The 15,893-nt window shown below is 57.5% G+C and carries 13 protein-coding genes; 10 read left to right on the top strand and 3 right to left on the bottom strand.

Annotated elements, in window-relative coordinates; all coding sequences use genetic code 11:
- Positions 1-22 precede the first annotated feature (22 nt).
- Genes minE through minC form a run of 3 tightly spaced genes read right to left on the bottom strand, consistent with a single transcriptional unit; the run spans position 23 to position 1,862 of the window.
- Positions 23-280 (bottom strand): cell division topological specificity factor MinE, encoded by a 258-nt coding sequence (gene minE / locus ACWPM9_RS01635; RefSeq protein ID WP_428188060.1) that lies wholly within the window; start codon positions 278-280, stop codon positions 23-25.
- A complete protein-coding gene (gene minD / locus ACWPM9_RS01640) occupies positions 277-1,092 on the bottom strand; it encodes a septum site-determining protein MinD (protein WP_428188061.1) in 816 nt (271 codons plus the stop codon). Before minD ends, minE begins: the two co-directional genes overlap by 4 nt.
- 29 nt (positions 1,093-1,121) lie before the next feature.
- A complete protein-coding gene (gene minC, locus ACWPM9_RS01645) occupies positions 1,122-1,862 on the bottom strand; it encodes a septum site-determining protein MinC (RefSeq protein WP_484756529.1) in 741 nt (246 codons plus the stop codon).
- Between the two features lie 279 nt (positions 1,863-2,141).
- Between minC and ACWPM9_RS01650 the strand changes: the two genes are divergently transcribed.
- The 10 genes from ACWPM9_RS01650 to ngg all read left to right on the top strand — a co-directional run bounded on the left by ACWPM9_RS01650 (position 2,142) and on the right by ngg (position 15,846).
- Positions 2,142-3,152, top strand: a complete 1,011-nt coding sequence (locus ACWPM9_RS01650; protein ID WP_484756530.1) for a ligase-associated DNA damage response exonuclease — start codon at positions 2,142-2,144, stop codon at positions 3,150-3,152.
- A complete protein-coding gene (locus ACWPM9_RS01655; RefSeq protein ID WP_484756531.1) occupies positions 3,153-4,769 on the top strand; it encodes a cisplatin damage response ATP-dependent DNA ligase in 1,617 nt (538 codons plus the stop codon).
- A 60-nt stretch (positions 4,770-4,829) separates the two neighbouring features.
- The gene (locus ACWPM9_RS01660) at positions 4,830-5,987 is read left to right on the top strand and encodes an osmoprotectant NAGGN system M42 family peptidase (protein ID WP_484756532.1); all 1,158 of its coding nucleotides are present in this window, start codon (positions 4,830-4,832) and stop codon (positions 5,985-5,987) included.
- 192 nt (positions 5,988-6,179) lie between these two features.
- On the top strand, positions 6,180-7,745 hold the full coding sequence (locus ACWPM9_RS01665; protein ID WP_484756533.1) for an ABC transporter substrate-binding protein: 1,566 nt from the start codon (positions 6,180-6,182) through the stop codon (positions 7,743-7,745).
- Between the two features lie 77 nt (positions 7,746-7,822).
- Entirely contained in the window at positions 7,823-8,770 is a 948-nt protein-coding gene (locus tag ACWPM9_RS01670; protein WP_484756534.1) for an ABC transporter permease, read from the top strand.
- A complete protein-coding gene (locus tag ACWPM9_RS01675; protein WP_484756535.1) occupies positions 8,767-10,563 on the top strand; it encodes a dipeptide/oligopeptide/nickel ABC transporter permease/ATP-binding protein in 1,797 nt (598 codons plus the stop codon). Before ACWPM9_RS01670 ends, ACWPM9_RS01675 begins: the two co-directional genes overlap by 4 nt.
- The gene (locus tag ACWPM9_RS01680; RefSeq protein WP_428188067.1) at positions 10,560-11,357 is read left to right on the top strand and encodes an ATP-binding cassette domain-containing protein; all 798 of its coding nucleotides are present in this window, start codon (positions 10,560-10,562) and stop codon (positions 11,355-11,357) included. Before ACWPM9_RS01675 ends, ACWPM9_RS01680 begins: the two co-directional genes overlap by 4 nt.
- A 24-nt stretch (positions 11,358-11,381) precedes the next feature.
- A complete protein-coding gene (locus ACWPM9_RS01685) occupies positions 11,382-12,161 on the top strand; it encodes a FadR/GntR family transcriptional regulator (protein ID WP_428188068.1) in 780 nt (259 codons plus the stop codon).
- Positions 12,162-12,284: 123 nt separating this feature from the next.
- The gene (locus tag ACWPM9_RS01690) at positions 12,285-14,060 is read left to right on the top strand and encodes an N-acetylglutaminylglutamine amidotransferase (RefSeq protein ID WP_484757568.1); all 1,776 of its coding nucleotides are present in this window, start codon (positions 12,285-12,287) and stop codon (positions 14,058-14,060) included.
- A 1-nt stretch (position 14,061) separates the two neighbouring features.
- Complete coding sequence (gene ngg, locus ACWPM9_RS01695; protein ID WP_484756536.1) at positions 14,062-15,846, top strand: N-acetylglutaminylglutamine synthetase; 1,785 nt, start codon at positions 14,062-14,064, stop codon at positions 15,844-15,846.
- The last annotated feature ends 47 nt before the right edge of the window (positions 15,847-15,893 follow it).

Consider the following 15,893-nt stretch of genomic DNA (forward strand, 5'->3'; position numbering starts at 1 on the left):
GTCCCGGCATGCCGTAATTTCATCAGGCGGCGAGCTGGCTCTTCAGCGGGATCTCGACGTCGATTTCGAGCATCGATACATTTTCGTCGCGGTCCATCTTCACGTGAACCTTCTCCCCATCGACCTGCACGTGGCGGGCGATGACGGCGAGAATTTCTTCACGCAGGATCGCTACGAGGTCGGAGTCGGCCGAGGCACGCTCATGCGAGAGCAGAACTTGTAGTCGCTCTCGCGCCGTGGGCGCAGAACGCGTCTTGCGAAACAGGTTGAAAATGCTCATGCAGCCCTCCGTGCGAAGATCTTGCCAAACAGGCCGCGCTTCTCATCGGGGATGGAGACGGGCAGATCTTCTCCGCAAAGTCGACGTACGGCTTCGAAATAGGCCAGTGCCGGTGCGCTGCGCGCATCTGCGAGTGTGACCGGTGCACCGAGGTTGGATGCCTTCAGAACGTCCATGCTTTCGGGGATAATGCCGAGCAGCGGAATGGACAGGATTTCCAGGATGTCGTCGACCTTGAGCATATCTCCGCGCTGGGCGCGAGCGGCGTCATAGCGTGTCAACAGCAAGTGCTTTTCGATCCGCTCGCCACGTTCGGCCTTTGCAGTCTTGGAATCCAGTAGTCCGATGATGCGGTCGGAGTCGCGAACCGAAGAGACTTCCGGATTGGTGACGACAACAGCCATGTCCGCATGGCGCATGGCAAGCGTTGCACCGCGTTCGATACCGGCCGGACTGTCGCAGATGACCCAATCGAAATGACGCTTGAGGTCGTTGATGACGATCTCGACACCTTCGGCCGTCAGGTTGTCCTTGTCGCGTGTTTGCGAGGCAGGCAACAGGAAGAGCGTTTCGAGCCTCTTGTCGCGGATCAGCGCCTGCGGCAGCTTTGCATCGCCCTGAATGACGTTGATCAAATCGTAGACGACGCGACGTTCTGCACCCATGACGAGATCAAGGTTACGCAGTCCAACATCGAAATCCACGACGACGACCTTATCACCCCTTTGCGCGAGTGCCGCGCCAAGGGCGGCAGTCGAAGTCGTCTTGCCGACGCCGCCCTTGCCTGACGTTACAACGATTACCTTGCCCATGTGTGTCTCCTGTTCCTGACGGATCGGGTTCATTTCAGTCTTTCTGCCATTATCACTTCATTTTCCAGCCAGAGCTGCACCGGCTTGCCGCGCAGCTCCGGATCCATGTCTTCCGCCATCTTGTAGATGCCGTCGATGGCGACGAGTTCGGGTTCGAACTTGCGACAGAAGATCCGGGCGGTGGAGTTGCCGATGGATCCTGCCATCGCCCGGCCTCTCAGAGCGCCATAAATGTGGATCGATCCGCCGGCGATTACCTCTGCGCCAGAGGAGACGGATCCGACGACCGTGATATCGCCTTCGATATGCATGATGGACTGACCGGAGCGAACCGGCTCGCCGATCACCAGCGACGGAACCGGAGGCCGGGGTTCGGCGACTGCTGCAGGCGCGTTGTCCTGAGGGGCAGTCGCCTCTGTCTGCGATGCTTCCTTTTCCACCATCTCGATATCGGCTGCCGGCTTTCCGCCCTTAAGCGCTGGCGGCATGCCGGGTTCGACGAGCGAGGCGCGCCCGCCTTCAATGCCCATAATGCTGACATTGCGGGATGAAAGTTCAGCTATCAGCCGCTTTAGTTCCGGGCGATCAATTTCCAGTTCGGACACATCGAGAACAACGGGGCGCCCCAGGAAAAAGCCAGCGGAGCGCGCTGCAAGATCGTCGAGGCGAACCAGCCATTCATCCAGCGGCATGTCCGGCGTCAGAACGACTGCCAGAAAAGAGCGACCTTTGATTCGGATGGATCGGGAATCAGTTAGCACTTTGGTCATCTTGGTAAAGAATTCGTTGACTTTAGGTACTCCCGCCATGGTTAACAAATCGTTAACAGCGGTGTCTCGAGGTGGGGTGAGCGGTAATAAATGCGCTGCTGCTTGCGTAAGCCTTGTGACGGCCGGAACAAATGTGTCCGGGGGCTACTTATGGCTCTACGCTGGCACCTGCGGTGGTCTTTGACGCCGTTAAAATATTCAATAGGTCGGGTTGCCAAATATGTCGCGGGGGCCATCTAAAGATGGATCGATCCGGTTGGTTGAGGAATTGATTTGCCCATGAAAGCCGAAGCGCTTCTCAGCCCCCGTGAAGCCGGACTTTATTGCCCCGCCGGCGATTTTTTCATCGACCCGGTTCGCCCTGTCGCACGGGCGCTGATTACACATGGTCATGCTGATCATGCCCGCTCCGGTCATCAGGCGGTGATGGCAACACGGCAAACGCTGGACATCATGCGGTTGCGCTATGGTGAGGATTTCTGTGTCAGCGAGCAGGCTGTTGAGCTAGGCGACACCATCGAGGTCAATGGCGTCGCCGTTCGTTTCCATCCTGCCGGCCATGTGTTGGGATCAGCCCAGATTGCGGTCGAGAAGGACGGTATGCGGATCGTTGCCTCGGGCGATTACAAGCGCAGCGCTGATCCAACCTGCACGCCATTTGAACCGGTGGCCTGCGATGTGTTCATTACCGAGGCGACATTCGGACTGCCGGTTTTCCATCACCCGGATCCGGTCGTCGAGATCGGGAAAATACTGCAATCGCTGCTGACATTCCCTGACCGTAGTCACCTGGTTGGGGCCTATGCGCTTGGCAAGGCACAGCGGGTCATCTCTCTTTTGAGACAACAGGGATATACCGATCCGATTTATATCCACGGGGCGCTGGTCAAGCTATGCGACTACTATCAAAGCGAGGGTATCGACCTTGGCGAACTGCTGCCCGCAACAGATGACAAAGCCAAAAAGGAGAGTTTTCGCGGTGCAATCATTGTCGGGCCTCCGTCATCCTTCTCGGATCGTTGGGCACGTCGCTTCGCTGATCCGCTGATCAGTTTCGCCTCTGGATGGATGATGGTTAGACAAAGGGCACGCCAACGCGGTGTCGAACTGCCTCTTGTCATTTCGGATCATTGCGACTGGCCGGAGCTCACCGCGACGATCAGGGAAATCAAACCGCAGGAGGTCTGGGTGACCCACGGACGCGAGGAGGCGCTGGTCCGCTGGTGCCAGCTTGAAGGTATCAAGGCACGGCCGCTTCATCTCGTTGGCTATGAAGACGAGGGTGACTGAATGAAGGCGTTTGCGGCACTTCTTGATCGCCTCGTGCTGACACCTCAGCGCAATGCGAAACTGCGTCTTCTGGCTGATTATTTTGCCCGTATCCCTGATCCGGACAGAGGTTATGCCCTTGCGGCCCTGACATCGACGTTGGACATAAAACTGGTAAAGCCAGCTCTGTTACGCGAATTGGTAATGGAGCGCATGGATGATGTCCTGTTCCGGTATTCCTACGATTATGTGGGCGACCTTGCAGAAACCATTTCGCTTGTCTGGGAGCCTCCGGCCGAAGAGGCAGGAGTGGTATTGCATTCCCAGCCGCGTCTTTCAGCCGTGGTTGAAGAGCTGAATGGGATCGGTCGCAGCGAAATGCCGGCGCATGTGCGGGGTCTTCTGGATCGGCTTGACACTTCAGGGCGCTACGCCTTCATCAAGCTTGCAACGGGTGGGCTGCGCATCGGTGTGTCGGCGCGGCTGGCAAAGCAGGCGCTGGCATTGATGGGCGATGTGGGCGTCGATGAGATCGAGACGCTCTGGCACGGCCTTGAGCCACCGTATGGGACACTCTTTGCCTGGCTTGAGGGACATGCGCCGAAGCCTGAGCTTTCTACGCCCGCAATTTTTCATTCGGTCATGTTGGCTCATCCCGTTGCCGATGGCGATCTGGAAAAGCTCGATCCGGAAGACTATCTGGCCGAATGGAAATGGGACGGAATCCGTGTGCAGTTGTCTGCCATTGGCGGCACACGACGGCTCTATTCTCGCAGCGGTGACGATATCTCGAAGAGCTTTCCGGATGTTCTGGAGGCTGTGGACTTCGAAGGGATCATTGATGGTGAGCTTCTGATCGGCGGGACTTCGCGCGGCAATGCGGCCACGCTCACCTTTTCCGATCTCCAGCAACGTCTGAACCGCAAGTCGGTCACGCAAAAGCAGATGCAGGATTATCCGGCTTTTGTTCGCGCCTACGATCTTCTGTTTTTGAAGGATCGCGATATCCGCGATCAGTCCTTTGAATTTCGTCGGGACAAGCTGACGGGCTTTATCGATGGCGCGTCGGCGACACGGTTCGATCTATCGCCGCTCGTTCCCTTCAAAAGCTGGGAAGACCTCGACCGTATCCGGCGGGATCCGCCCGATCCGGTGATCGAGGGCGTGATGATCAAGCGTCGCGACAGCGTCTATCAGTCCGGACGTGTCAAAGGACCCTGGTTCAAATGGAAACGCGATCCTTTTATCATCGACGCGGTAATGATGTATGCGCAACGTGGACACGGCAAACGCTCGAGTTACTATTCCGATTTTACCTTCGGAGTGTGGACAGGTGATCCCGGAGCCGAAACGCTCGTCCCTGTCGGCAAGGCCTATTTCGGCTTCACAGATGCAGAGCTGGAAGTGCTGGACAAGTTCGTTCGTAACAATACAGTCGAGCGTTTCGGTCCGGTTCGTGCGGTGAGGGCTGAGCCGGATTTCGGGTTTGTGCTCGAGGTGGCCTTTGAGGGTATTGCCCGCTCGACGCGCCACAAATCAGGCGTTGCGATGCGCTTTCCCCGTATCTCGCGTCTCCGGACAGACAAGCCACCGATCGAGGCTGATCGTTTGTCGACGCTAAATGACATGATCGCGTAGCGACGTTGCCCAGACGCGTCGCCGGTTGACCTTGGAGCTCATGATTGCGACAAAGGCCATATGAATGAACCGATCGATATCGACCCAAATTACCTCACCGATCAACTTAAAGCCTTGCTGGCCATACCAAGCCCTACAGGCTTCACGGACGAGGCTGTGCGCCACACTGCCAAGGAACTCGAGCGCCTGGGGCTTGAAGTCAAGCTGACACGGCGTGGCGCAATTCGGGCATTGCGGCCCGGCGCAGCAGAGAGGCCCGCCAGAGGGATCGTTTCTCATCTCGATACGCTCGGCGCTCAGGTCAAGGCACTGAAAGATAATGGGCGACTGGAGCTTGTCTCTATCGGTCACTGGTCGGCGCGGTTTGCCGAAGGCGCACGTGCGTCCATCTTGTCATCGAAGGGCACGTATCGCGGATCGATCCTGCCGCTCAAGGCTTCCGGGCATACGTTCAACGAGGAAATCGACACACAGCCGACGGGGTGGCCCTATGTCGAAATGCGTGTGGATGCGCTGGCGCGCGACAAGAAAGACCTGGTGCAGCTCGGCATTGAGGTCGGCGATATCGTCGCGGTCGATCCCCAGCCCGAATTCATCGGGAATGGCTTCATCGTCTCCCGCCATCTCGACAACAAGGCCGGCGTAGCTGTGATGCTGGCAACGCTTGAAGCGATGCAGCGACAGGAAATCGAGACGCCGGTCGACAGCTATTGGCTGTTTACCATTGGCGAAGAAGTCGGCGTCGGAGCGTCAGCGGCACTGGTGCCGGAGATCGCCTCCCTCGTCGCCATCGACAACGGCACAACGGCGCCGGGGCAGAACTCTCAGGAATTCGGCGTGACGCTGGCCATGGCGGACCAGACCGGGCCGTTCGATTATCATCTTTCCAAGAAGCTTTACGAGCTTTGTACGGAGCATGGTATTCGCGTCCAGAAGGATGTTTTCCGTTTCTATCGCTCGGATGCGGCATCTGCTGTTGAAGCGGGCCACGATGTCCGGACGGCACTTTTGACCTTTGGTGTCGATGCGTCACATGGCTATGAGCGCATTCATCTCCACGCCCTGATTTCTCTCGCCAAGCTCACGGCGCAATATGTCGCCAGTGAAGTACAGATCGAGCGCGATGCAGAGGAAGTGTCCGGCCTGCGCGGCTTTACCCGCCAGAAGGTTCGCAAGGCAGAGCAAGGTCTCAATCCGGATGAGCCAGACGCACAATAGAGCGGATTACTCTTTATTTGTGGTAATCCGACTCGTTGTGTCAATTTACTGAATTGTCTAAATTATTAGCTTTCACTTAATTTTGGGTGTGGCCCTCTCCTGTAATTTTATTATGATTAATTATTGAGTTTCACTGATCAATCCGTATAAATGGGCCTTCACGAACTGAGCCAAATCGAAAGGATCTTCCCCATGAAGAGGCTATTTCGGAGCGCCCTTGCGGCCGCTGCCCTTGCACTTGCATCCGCTGCCGCCCTGCCGGCCGCGGCCCAGACCCCTCCAAATGTGCTCGTCGTCGGGCAGATTGCTGAACCGCAATCCCTTGATCCGCATACGGTGACGGCGACCAATGATTTTCGCATTCTGGTCAATATCTATGACGGACTCGTGCGCTACAAAGACGGCACGCTCGAAGTCGAACCGGCACTTGCCGAAAGCTGGGATATTTCAGAGGACGGAAAAACCTATACGTTCAAGCTGCGGGAAGGCGTGAAGTTTCATGACGGGTCCGACTTCAACGCAGAAGCGGTCAAGTTCAACTTCGACCGCATGCTCGACGAAAACCACCCCTTCTACGATACCGGACCGTTCCCGTTGTCCTTCAATTTTTCGTCCGTCGACGCGGTGAATGTGATCGACGACCACACCGTCGAGTTCAAATTGTCGGAAGCTTTCGCGCCGTTCCTGTCAAATCTTGCGTATCCGACCGGCCTTATCGTCTCGCCCGAGGCAGTGAAGACGTATGGCAAGGAATATGGACGCCATCCGTCAGGTACTGGTCCGTTCAAGTTCGTCGAATGGGAATCCAATCAGCGCGTCGTGGTCGAAAGCAATCCCGACTACTGGGACGGCGCGCCCGCCCTCGAGGCTGTCGTATTTCGCCCAATCACCGATGCCAATACGCGCGTTGCCGAAATGATGGCGGGTGGCATTGATGTGATGGTGGAAGTTCCGCCGGACAATCTTGCGACGTTCAAGCAGGACGCCAATTTTTCTGTGACCGAACAGGCCGGACCCCATGTCTGGTTCGGTATTCTGAATACCAAGGAAGGCCCGTTCGCCGATAAGCGCGTACGCCAGGCGGCCAATTATGCGGTCAACAAGGAAACTCTGGTCAACAATGTCCTGCAGGGCACGGCGACCGTTGCTGCTGGACCCATTCCGCCAGCCTTCAACTGGGTTGAAAGCTCGGTTAAGCCTTATCCCTACGATGTCGAAAAGGCCAAGGCACTTCTTGCAGAAGCGGGTGTCGAAAAGCCAGCCTTGACCTTTTATGTGACCGAAGGCGGCTCCGGCATGCTTGATCCGATCACCATGGGTGCTGCGATCCAGGCCGATCTGAAGGCCGTTGGTTTTGACGTGAAGATCGAGACCTATGAATGGAATACATTCCTGGGTCAGGTTAATCCCGGCCTTGAAGGCAAGGCCGATATGGCCGAAATGGCCTGGATGACCAATGATCCCGATACGGTGCCCTATCTGACGCTGCGCACGGACGCCATGCCCGACAAGGGTGGTTTCAACTCGGGTTACTATTCCAACCCGACGGTTGATGACCTTCTGGAGAAAGCACGTCAGTCGACCGATCAGGTCGAGCGTGGCAAGCTTTACGGAGAAGTGCAGTCTATCGTGCATGACGATGCTCCCTGGCTCTTCGTTGCCAACTGGAAGCAGAACGCTGTGACCACGGCAGCGGTGCAGGGCTTCAAGCTTCAGCCGTCCTTCTTGCTTCAGCTTCATAACGTGACGAAGCAGTAAGCCGCGTCACCTCTCTCTCGTCACCGGTGGGTCTTTGCTGCCGGTGACGTTTGCAACGGATGATCCGGGGGAATTCCATGTCCACCTATATCCTGAAGCGCCTCATTGCTGTTGTGCCCGTGTTGTTCGGACTGTCCATCATCGTCTTCCTGGTGATGGCGCTTATTCCGGGCGATACGGCGACGGCGATCCTCGGTGCCTATGCAACGCCTGAGAACGTCGAGCGCATCAACCGTGATCTCGGTCTCGACAAGCCGCTCGTGCAGCAATACCTGATCTGGATCGCCAATCTGCTTCAGGGTGATTTCGGGCGTTCCTATGCGCTTAACCGTCCTGTGCTGGATGAGGTGCTTGAGCGTTTTCAGGCGACATTGGTGCTGGCCGGCGTCTCTTTGGTTCTGTGTTCGGTCATTGGCCTTCTTGCCGGCATTGTTTCAGCCGTGCGTCAGTTCGGCTGGGTGGACCGCGCAATCACATTCGTGGTGCTTGCCGGGATTTCTCTGCCATCCTTTTGGCTGGGGCTTCTCCTGATTTATCTCTTTGCTGTTCATTGGCGTATTTTGCCGGCTTCCGGCATGTATGCGGTCTATGGCGGTGGGGACCTGAAGGATCTGCTGTTCCATCTTGTCCTGCCGGCTTTCACGCTTTCGGTTGTGGCGGCGGGTGTGATCGCGCGGCTGACCCGCGGTGCCATGTTGGAAGTCTTGCGACAGGATTATGTGCGCACGGCACGCGCCAAAGGTTTGTCCGAACGGCGCGTGATTTATGGTCACGCCTTTCGAGCAGCCCTTGTCAGTGTCATTCCCGTGATCGGTATTCAGGCCGGCTTTGTGCTCGGTGGCGCTGTTTACATCGAGACCGTCTTCCAGTGGCCGGGAATAGGCGCGATGCTGGTGAAGGCCATCTCCCAGAGAGACATTCTTCTCGTGCAGGGCGGCGTGATTGTCGTGGCGGCAAGCTATGTGCTCTTCAACCTGCTCGCCGATGTCCTGCAATCCATGCTCGATCCGAGGATACGCTCATGAGCGCGCTTGCCGAAATGACCGCTCCGGCGTCGACGAGGCTCACCTCCTGGCGTCTGCTTCTCACCAATCGGCTCGCGACGGTCGGCTTCGTGCTCCTGATCCTGATCACTCTGCTGATCATTGTGGTGCCGGTGCTGCCCTTGCCCGATCCCGACGCAACGGCGCCGGTGGACCGCTTGAAACCCGTGTTCAGTGCCGGACATCTGCTCGGCACGGATCAGCTGGGGCGCGACATCCTGAGCCGGCTACTGTGGGGCACGCGCGTTTCCATAGCGGTCGGATTTGCCGCGACGGTGATTGCCGCTGTTCTCGGTTCGGCAATCGGTATCGTTGCGGGTTATGCGGGGGGACGGACCGACAATCTGATGATGCGCGGCATCGATATGCTGATGGCATTTCCGTATATCCTGCTGGCACTCGCCATCGTGGCGGCGCTCGGGCCGGGACTGATGAATGCGCTCTATGCCATCGCCATCGTCAATATCCCGTTTTTTGCCCGTAATGTGCGCGGCGTGACGCTTGGCTATTCGCGTCGTGAATTTGTCGATGCGGCCCGATTGTCGGGGCGCGGACATGTGTCTGTCATTCTGGCAGATATCCTTCCTAATGTGCTGCCGGTCATCGTGATCACAATGTCGACCACCGCAGGCTGGATGATCCTTGAAACAGCCGGCTTGAGCTTCCTCGGCCTTGGCGCGCAGCCGCCGCAGGCGGATCTCGGCTCGATGCTGGGGGAGGGGCGTGCGCAATTGTTCACGGCACCTCATGTCTCGATTGTGCCGGGCGTGATGATATTCCTCATTGTCATCAGCTTGAATGTGCTGGGCGATGGCATTCGCGATGTGCTGGATCCGCGCCTCAGATCCGGCGCTTTGGCAAGGCCCGGGCCTTCAACAGAGGTTGCTCGTGATCGCGACGTCCCAGCCAACAGCGCGCCTGAGGCAAGCCTTTCGATCGAGGGTTTGGAGACCGGATTTCGAAGAGGTGAGAATATTGTTTCCGCCGTGCGCGGCGTATCGCTGCATCTGAAACCGGGCGAATGCCTCGGTCTTATCGGGGAAAGTGGCTCCGGCAAGAGTGTGACTGCCCTTTCCGTGATGGGCCTTGTCGCTTCCCCACCCGGCATTGTCAGCAATGGCGCCATCTATCTGGGCCCGGACGATGTGCTGGCAATGCCGCAGACGCAGCTGATCTCGGCACGGGGTCGGCGGGTGTCTTATGTATTCCAGGACCCGCTGACGACATTGCATCCGATGTATCCGATCGGAAGGCAGGTTGAGGAGGCAATATCTGCGCATCAACGGGTTGGTGGATCAGAATGCCGTGAGAGGGCGATAGAGCTTCTCGACAAGGTCGGGATTCCGGATGCGCGCGAAAGAGCCGATCACTACCCGCATCAGCTTTCCGGCGGGCAGCGTCAGCGTGTTGGCATTGCCATGGCGCTTGCCAATGATCCGGAGATCATTATTGCCGACGAGCCGACCACGGCACTGGATGTGACGGTTCAAGCACGCATTCTGGAACTCTTGCGTGCGCTTCAGCGCGAACGCGGCATGGCGCTTTTGTTCATTACCCATGATTTCGGTGTCGTTTCGGAGATCTGTGATCGTGTCGCGGTCATGAAGGATGGCGAAATCGTTGAAACCGGTGCGACCAAGGAAGTGCTGGCCCATCCGCAGCATGATTACACCAAACGTTTGATTGCCTGTGTGCCGGAACTCGGCACTGGCGCGAGCTTTCTGGAACGCGTGGCCAAGCTATTTGGGGCGCAACACCGGGGGGCAGCAACATGAGTGCTGCAGCGGTTCAGATCAGAGAACTGACAAAGACCTTTGGCGGCGGGCGTCGTCTTTTCGGTGCGCCGCATCACGAGGTGAAAGCGGTCAAGTCTGTCTCACTTGATCTTGCCAAGGGTGAGACGCTGGCAATTGTTGGCGAAAGCGGTTCGGGCAAAAGCACGCTCGCGCGAATGCTGGTCGGTCTTGAGGAGCCGACCTCGGGCAGTATGTTGATAGCGGGGCAGGACTCCACCGCCCTTCGCCGCTCGGGACCCAAGGCTTTCGGCAAGCGGATTCAATATGTGTTCCAGGACCCCGTCGCTTCGCTCAATCCGCGCAAGACAATCCGCGATATACTTGCCACGCCCATGGCGCTTTTGTGCGGCTATGAGGAACCTCGTCGACGCCTGCGCATGAAAGAACTTCTGGATGCTGTGCAGATGCCGGAAGATACGCTGGATCGGTATCCGCATGAGTTCTCAGGTGGGCAGGCGCAGCGTATTGCGATCGCGAGAGCATTGGCGGCAGAGGCGGAAATACTCGTTCTCGACGAGCCGGTGAGTGCGCTCGATGTTTCGGTGCAGGCACAGGTGCTTCTGTTGCTGCGAGATCTCAAGACACGGTTCGACCTTTCCTATTTGTTCATCAGTCACGACCTTGCTGTCGTGGAAGCGATTTCCGATCGGGTTGCGGTGATGTATTTCGGCGAATTCGTCGAGACTGCGCCCGCCAGCAGGCTCTTCGCCAATCCGGAACATGCCTATACCCAACGGCTTGTCGCCAGCGCGCCACGCATCAGGAAAGCCTAAGGGTTCATGCCAGCGGAAAAGACCATGAAGAAGGAACAGCAAAAAAGCGACAAACGCTTGTTCGTACCGGCGGTGCGGACGAAGCGCCGGCCGGAGGCGATTGCTGCGCGGATCAAGGATTACATTCGCGCAGAGCGCTTGGGCCCCGGTGATCGCCTTCCTCAGGAACGAGATCTGATCGACGGCTTCAAGGCGGCAAAGGGAACCGTACGCGAGGCAATGAAAGCTTTGGAAACGCAAGGGCTGGTGTTCACACGCAGCGGCCCGGGCGGCGGTGCCTTCGTGGACCAACCTTCTGCGCAGCACGCAATGGAGCTGCTATCGACGCATTTCTTCTTCGATCAACCGAGCATTGCCGACATCTATTCGATTCGAAAGTCGCTCGAGCCGGAGATCGCCGCAGCGCTTGCCGGAAAGGTGACGGCTGAACAGCTGTCCAGTCTGGAAGACACCATTCGTATCTACGACCATCCACCGTCCGATCTGGACGAACAATACCGACAGCGCGTTGCCGAGCTCGATTTCCATTCCATGCTCGCCCAGATTTGTCCCAATCCCTTGCTGGGTTTCATCTGTGGGTTAATGCACAATCTGTTGCGAGAGCATCCGGATGCGCGTGCAGTTTATGCAGATACAAGTCCGTCCTCGCGCGAGGAAGGTCTATCCTTTCAGTATCGCCTGATGGCGGCATTGAAGGACGGACGCGCCGAGGATGCACGCCGAATCTCTTCCGAGCATATGAAATTTGCCGAGGCCTTCATGCAGCGACGGCTGTTGGCGGTTCGTAGCGAGAGCGCCGCGTGAGGCATTCGACGGAACAATCGTGTGATGCTCGGCATTGAGAAATTAAAGGACGTCAGGGCCGTGGGAGAACCGCGACCCTGACGTCGTTGTAATGTCCCTACAATGGAGGTTTTGACCCAGTTTATGTGTGGTATTTGCGGAGAAGTCAGGTTTGATGGCGGGTCACCGTCGGTGTCGGCAGTATCGACGATGGCAGATGTGATCGCGCCTCGCGGTCCGGATGCGTCCGGGGTGGTGGTTCGGGGAAATGTTGGCCTTGGGCACCGCCGATTGCGGATCCTCGACCTTTCCGACAAGTCGCAGCAGCCGATGGTCGATTCCGATCTCGGTCTGGGGATGGTCTTCAATGGCTGTATCTACAATTTCCGCGAATTGCGGGCTGAACTAGAGGGCATGGGGTATCGCTTTTTTTCCGATGGTGACACCGAAGTGATCCTGAAATCCTGGCATGCCTGGGGCGAAGACTGTGTGTCTCGCTTCCATGGCATGTTCGCCTTTGTCATTCATGAACGGGACGGTGGCCGTGTTGTGATGGCGCGCGACCGTTTTGGCATCAAGCCGCTCTATCTTGCGCAAGTGGATGGGGCGGTGCGATTTGCGTCTGCACTTCCGGCTCTCGTCAAGGTTGGCGGGGTGGATACATCCATCGACCGGGTGGCGCTGCACCATTATATGAGTTTCCATGCAGTCGTTCCGCCGCCGCGTACCATTTTGAACGGTGTGAAGAAGCTGCCGCCAGCGACAATCCGGGTTTACGAGCGTGATGGGACCTTTAAGGATCGTCGTTACTGGGATCCTGCCTACAGCCGACAGGCTGGCGACGCTGCAATCAGCCGAGAAGACTGGCAGGACATGCTTCTCGATGCCCTTCGCCTTGCAGTGAAACGGCGCATGATTGCCGATGTTCCTGTTGGTGTGTTGCTCTCCGGCGGTGTGGATTCGAGCCTCATTGTGGGTCTGCTGGCCGAGGCCGGCCAAAGTGGGCTCATGAGCTTTTCCGTCGGTTTCGAAGAAGCAAATGGCGAGAAGGGAGACGAGTTCGTCTATTCCGATCTGATTGCCAATCATTACGGCACCGACCACCATCAGATTTTTGTGCCCTCCTCCGAGTTGATGGATGCGCTCCCAGGCACAATCGCTGCCATGTCCGAGCCGATGGTGTCCTATGACAATGTCGGCTTCTACCTTCTGTCCAAGGAGGTCTCAAAGCACATCAAGGTGGTGCAGTCGGGCCAGGGTGCAGATGAGGTCTTCGGGGGCTATCATTGGTACCCGCCACTTCTGAACTCCAATGATGTTGTTGGAGATTACAGCAAGGCATTCAGAGACCGTTCGCATACGGTTCTGGCGTCGCAGCTTTCGGGCAAGTGGATCGGCGATGAAGATTATAGCGGCGAACTCCTGAACGACCATCTGTTGAGAGGTGGCGCGGATACTGCTGTCGATCAGGCGCTTCGTCTCGACAGCAATGTCATGCTGGTCGACGACCCGGTCAAGCGGGTGGACAACATGACAATGGCGTGGGGTCTCGAGGCGCGGGTGCCGTTCCTTGATCACGAACTCGTCGAACTTGCAGCCCGTATTCCGCCCGAAGAAAAGCTGCGTGATGGTGGCAAGGGTATCTTGAAAGATGTGGCGCGCAAGGTCATTCCAAGCGAGGTCATCGACCGGAAGAAGGGATATTTCCCGGTTCCGCAGCTCAAATATATCGAGGGGCCCTATCTTGAGATGATCAAGGATACGCTGGGTGCGCAGAAGGCACGCGAACGCGGCCTGTTCCAGGATGGCTATCTGAGGACACTTTACGACAAACCGTCAGACCACATCACACCGCTTCGTGGTTCAGAACTCTGGCAGGTCGGACTGCTGGAGATGTGGCTTCAGGCGCAAGGGGTCTGATATGAAGAAGGCACGGGACGGGGCGGTGTCTCAAAGGCGCAGTAAAGGGACACAAGCTCTGACACATCGCCTCGAACGGCTTCGCACAGGGGCGAAGCCGCAACGACATGCGAATAAGCCGGACCGTGATGACGAGCAGCAGCCCAATGTTTCTCTCGATTGCGGCTGGGGTCGGCTTCTCTTTGCACAGACCTATTCTGACGAGGCCCTGCTGTCAGACCTGAGCAAGGAAGCACCCTCAAGCCGGGATATTGCCTTCTATGTGCGCGATCCGCATGTCTTGTTGTCCAAGGCGCCTCAGGAGATCTTTCTCGATCCGTCCCATACCTTTCGTCTCGATCTGTCCACATACCGGGCGTCCAGCCGCCGGACGAGCGGGATTACCATCCGCCGCCTGGCCACCGAAGCGGATGGCGAGGGTATCAACAAGGTGTATGCGGCTTGCGGCATGGTTCAGGTTCGACCGCATTTCTTCGCGTCGGACCGCGACAATCGTTCGATGACTTATTTTCTGGCGCAGGACGAGGCCACAGGCGAAATCGTTGGAACCGTCACGGGCATAGACCATCAGCGGCTGTTCAATGATCCAGAGCGCGGTGCGTCCCTGTGGTGCCTCGCCGTCCATCCGCAGGCGCGGCAGCCCGGGATCGGAGAGAAGCTTGTTCGCAAGCTGGCCGAGCACTTCCAGGCGCGTGGCCTTGCCTATGTCGACCTTTCCGTCATGCATGACAACGAACAGGCTATCCGGCTTTACGAAAAGCTGAACTTCCGCCGTATGCAGCTTTTCGCGATCAAGCGGAAGAATGCCATCAATGAAAAGTTCTTCGCCATGCCGCATCAGTCCTATGAGGCTTTGAACCCCTATGCCCGGCTGATCGTTGATGAGGCGACCCGGCGCGGAATCCATGTGGAAATCACCGATGCCGAGGGTGGCTTTTTCCGGCTCTCCCACGGAGGACGATCGGTGCATTGCCGTGAAAGCCTGTCTGAACTGACCTCTGCTGTGGCGATGTCGATCTGCGACGACAAGGCGATCACGCGGCGGGTTGTAACTGCCGAAGGTCTGATCGTGCCAGAGCAGATCGAGGCGCGCGACGATCAGGATGCATTAAAGGCGTTCCTGAACGAGCACAAGAAACTCGTAGTGAAGCCTGCGCGCGGGGAACAGGGCAGAGGCATCTCGGTTGGTATCACCACCATTGACGCGCTGAATGATGCTATTGCTGCGGCGCGTAAGGTGTGTGACCGCGTGCTTCTGGAAGCCTGTTTCGATGGCGAGGATCTAAGACTGGTGGTGATCGATTACAAGCTTGTGGCTGCTGCGGTCCGGCGTCCACCGCGTGTTGTTGGAGACGGCAAAAGCACGATTTCTGCCCTGATCGAAAAGCAGTCCCGTCGACGCGAGGCAGCGACGGGTGGCGAAAGCCGGATACCGATGGATGCCGAGACCGAACGCTGCCTCGCCGAACAGGATCTCAAGCTCGATAGTGTGTTGGACGAGGGAAGAGAAATCGTCGTTCGCAAGGCGGCCAACCTGCATACCGGCGGTTCGATCCATGACGTGACCGCGAGCGTTCATCCTATTCTTGCCGAGGCGGCTTGTAAGGCGGCGAAGGCGATCAACATTCCAGTCGTCGGTATCGATCTGATGGTACACGATCCGTCAGATCCGGACTATGTTTTCATTGAGGCCAATGAACGGCCGGGGCTTGCCAATCACGAGCCTCAGCCGACGGCCGAGAGCTTTATCGAGTTGCTGTTTCCAGGAAGCAGAACGGCGGCATGATATTCAGATTAGAAGACAGACTTCGGGGCAATTGAGCCCCGATCCAT

It is taken from the genome of Agrobacterium sp. H141 (assembly GCF_057158725.1).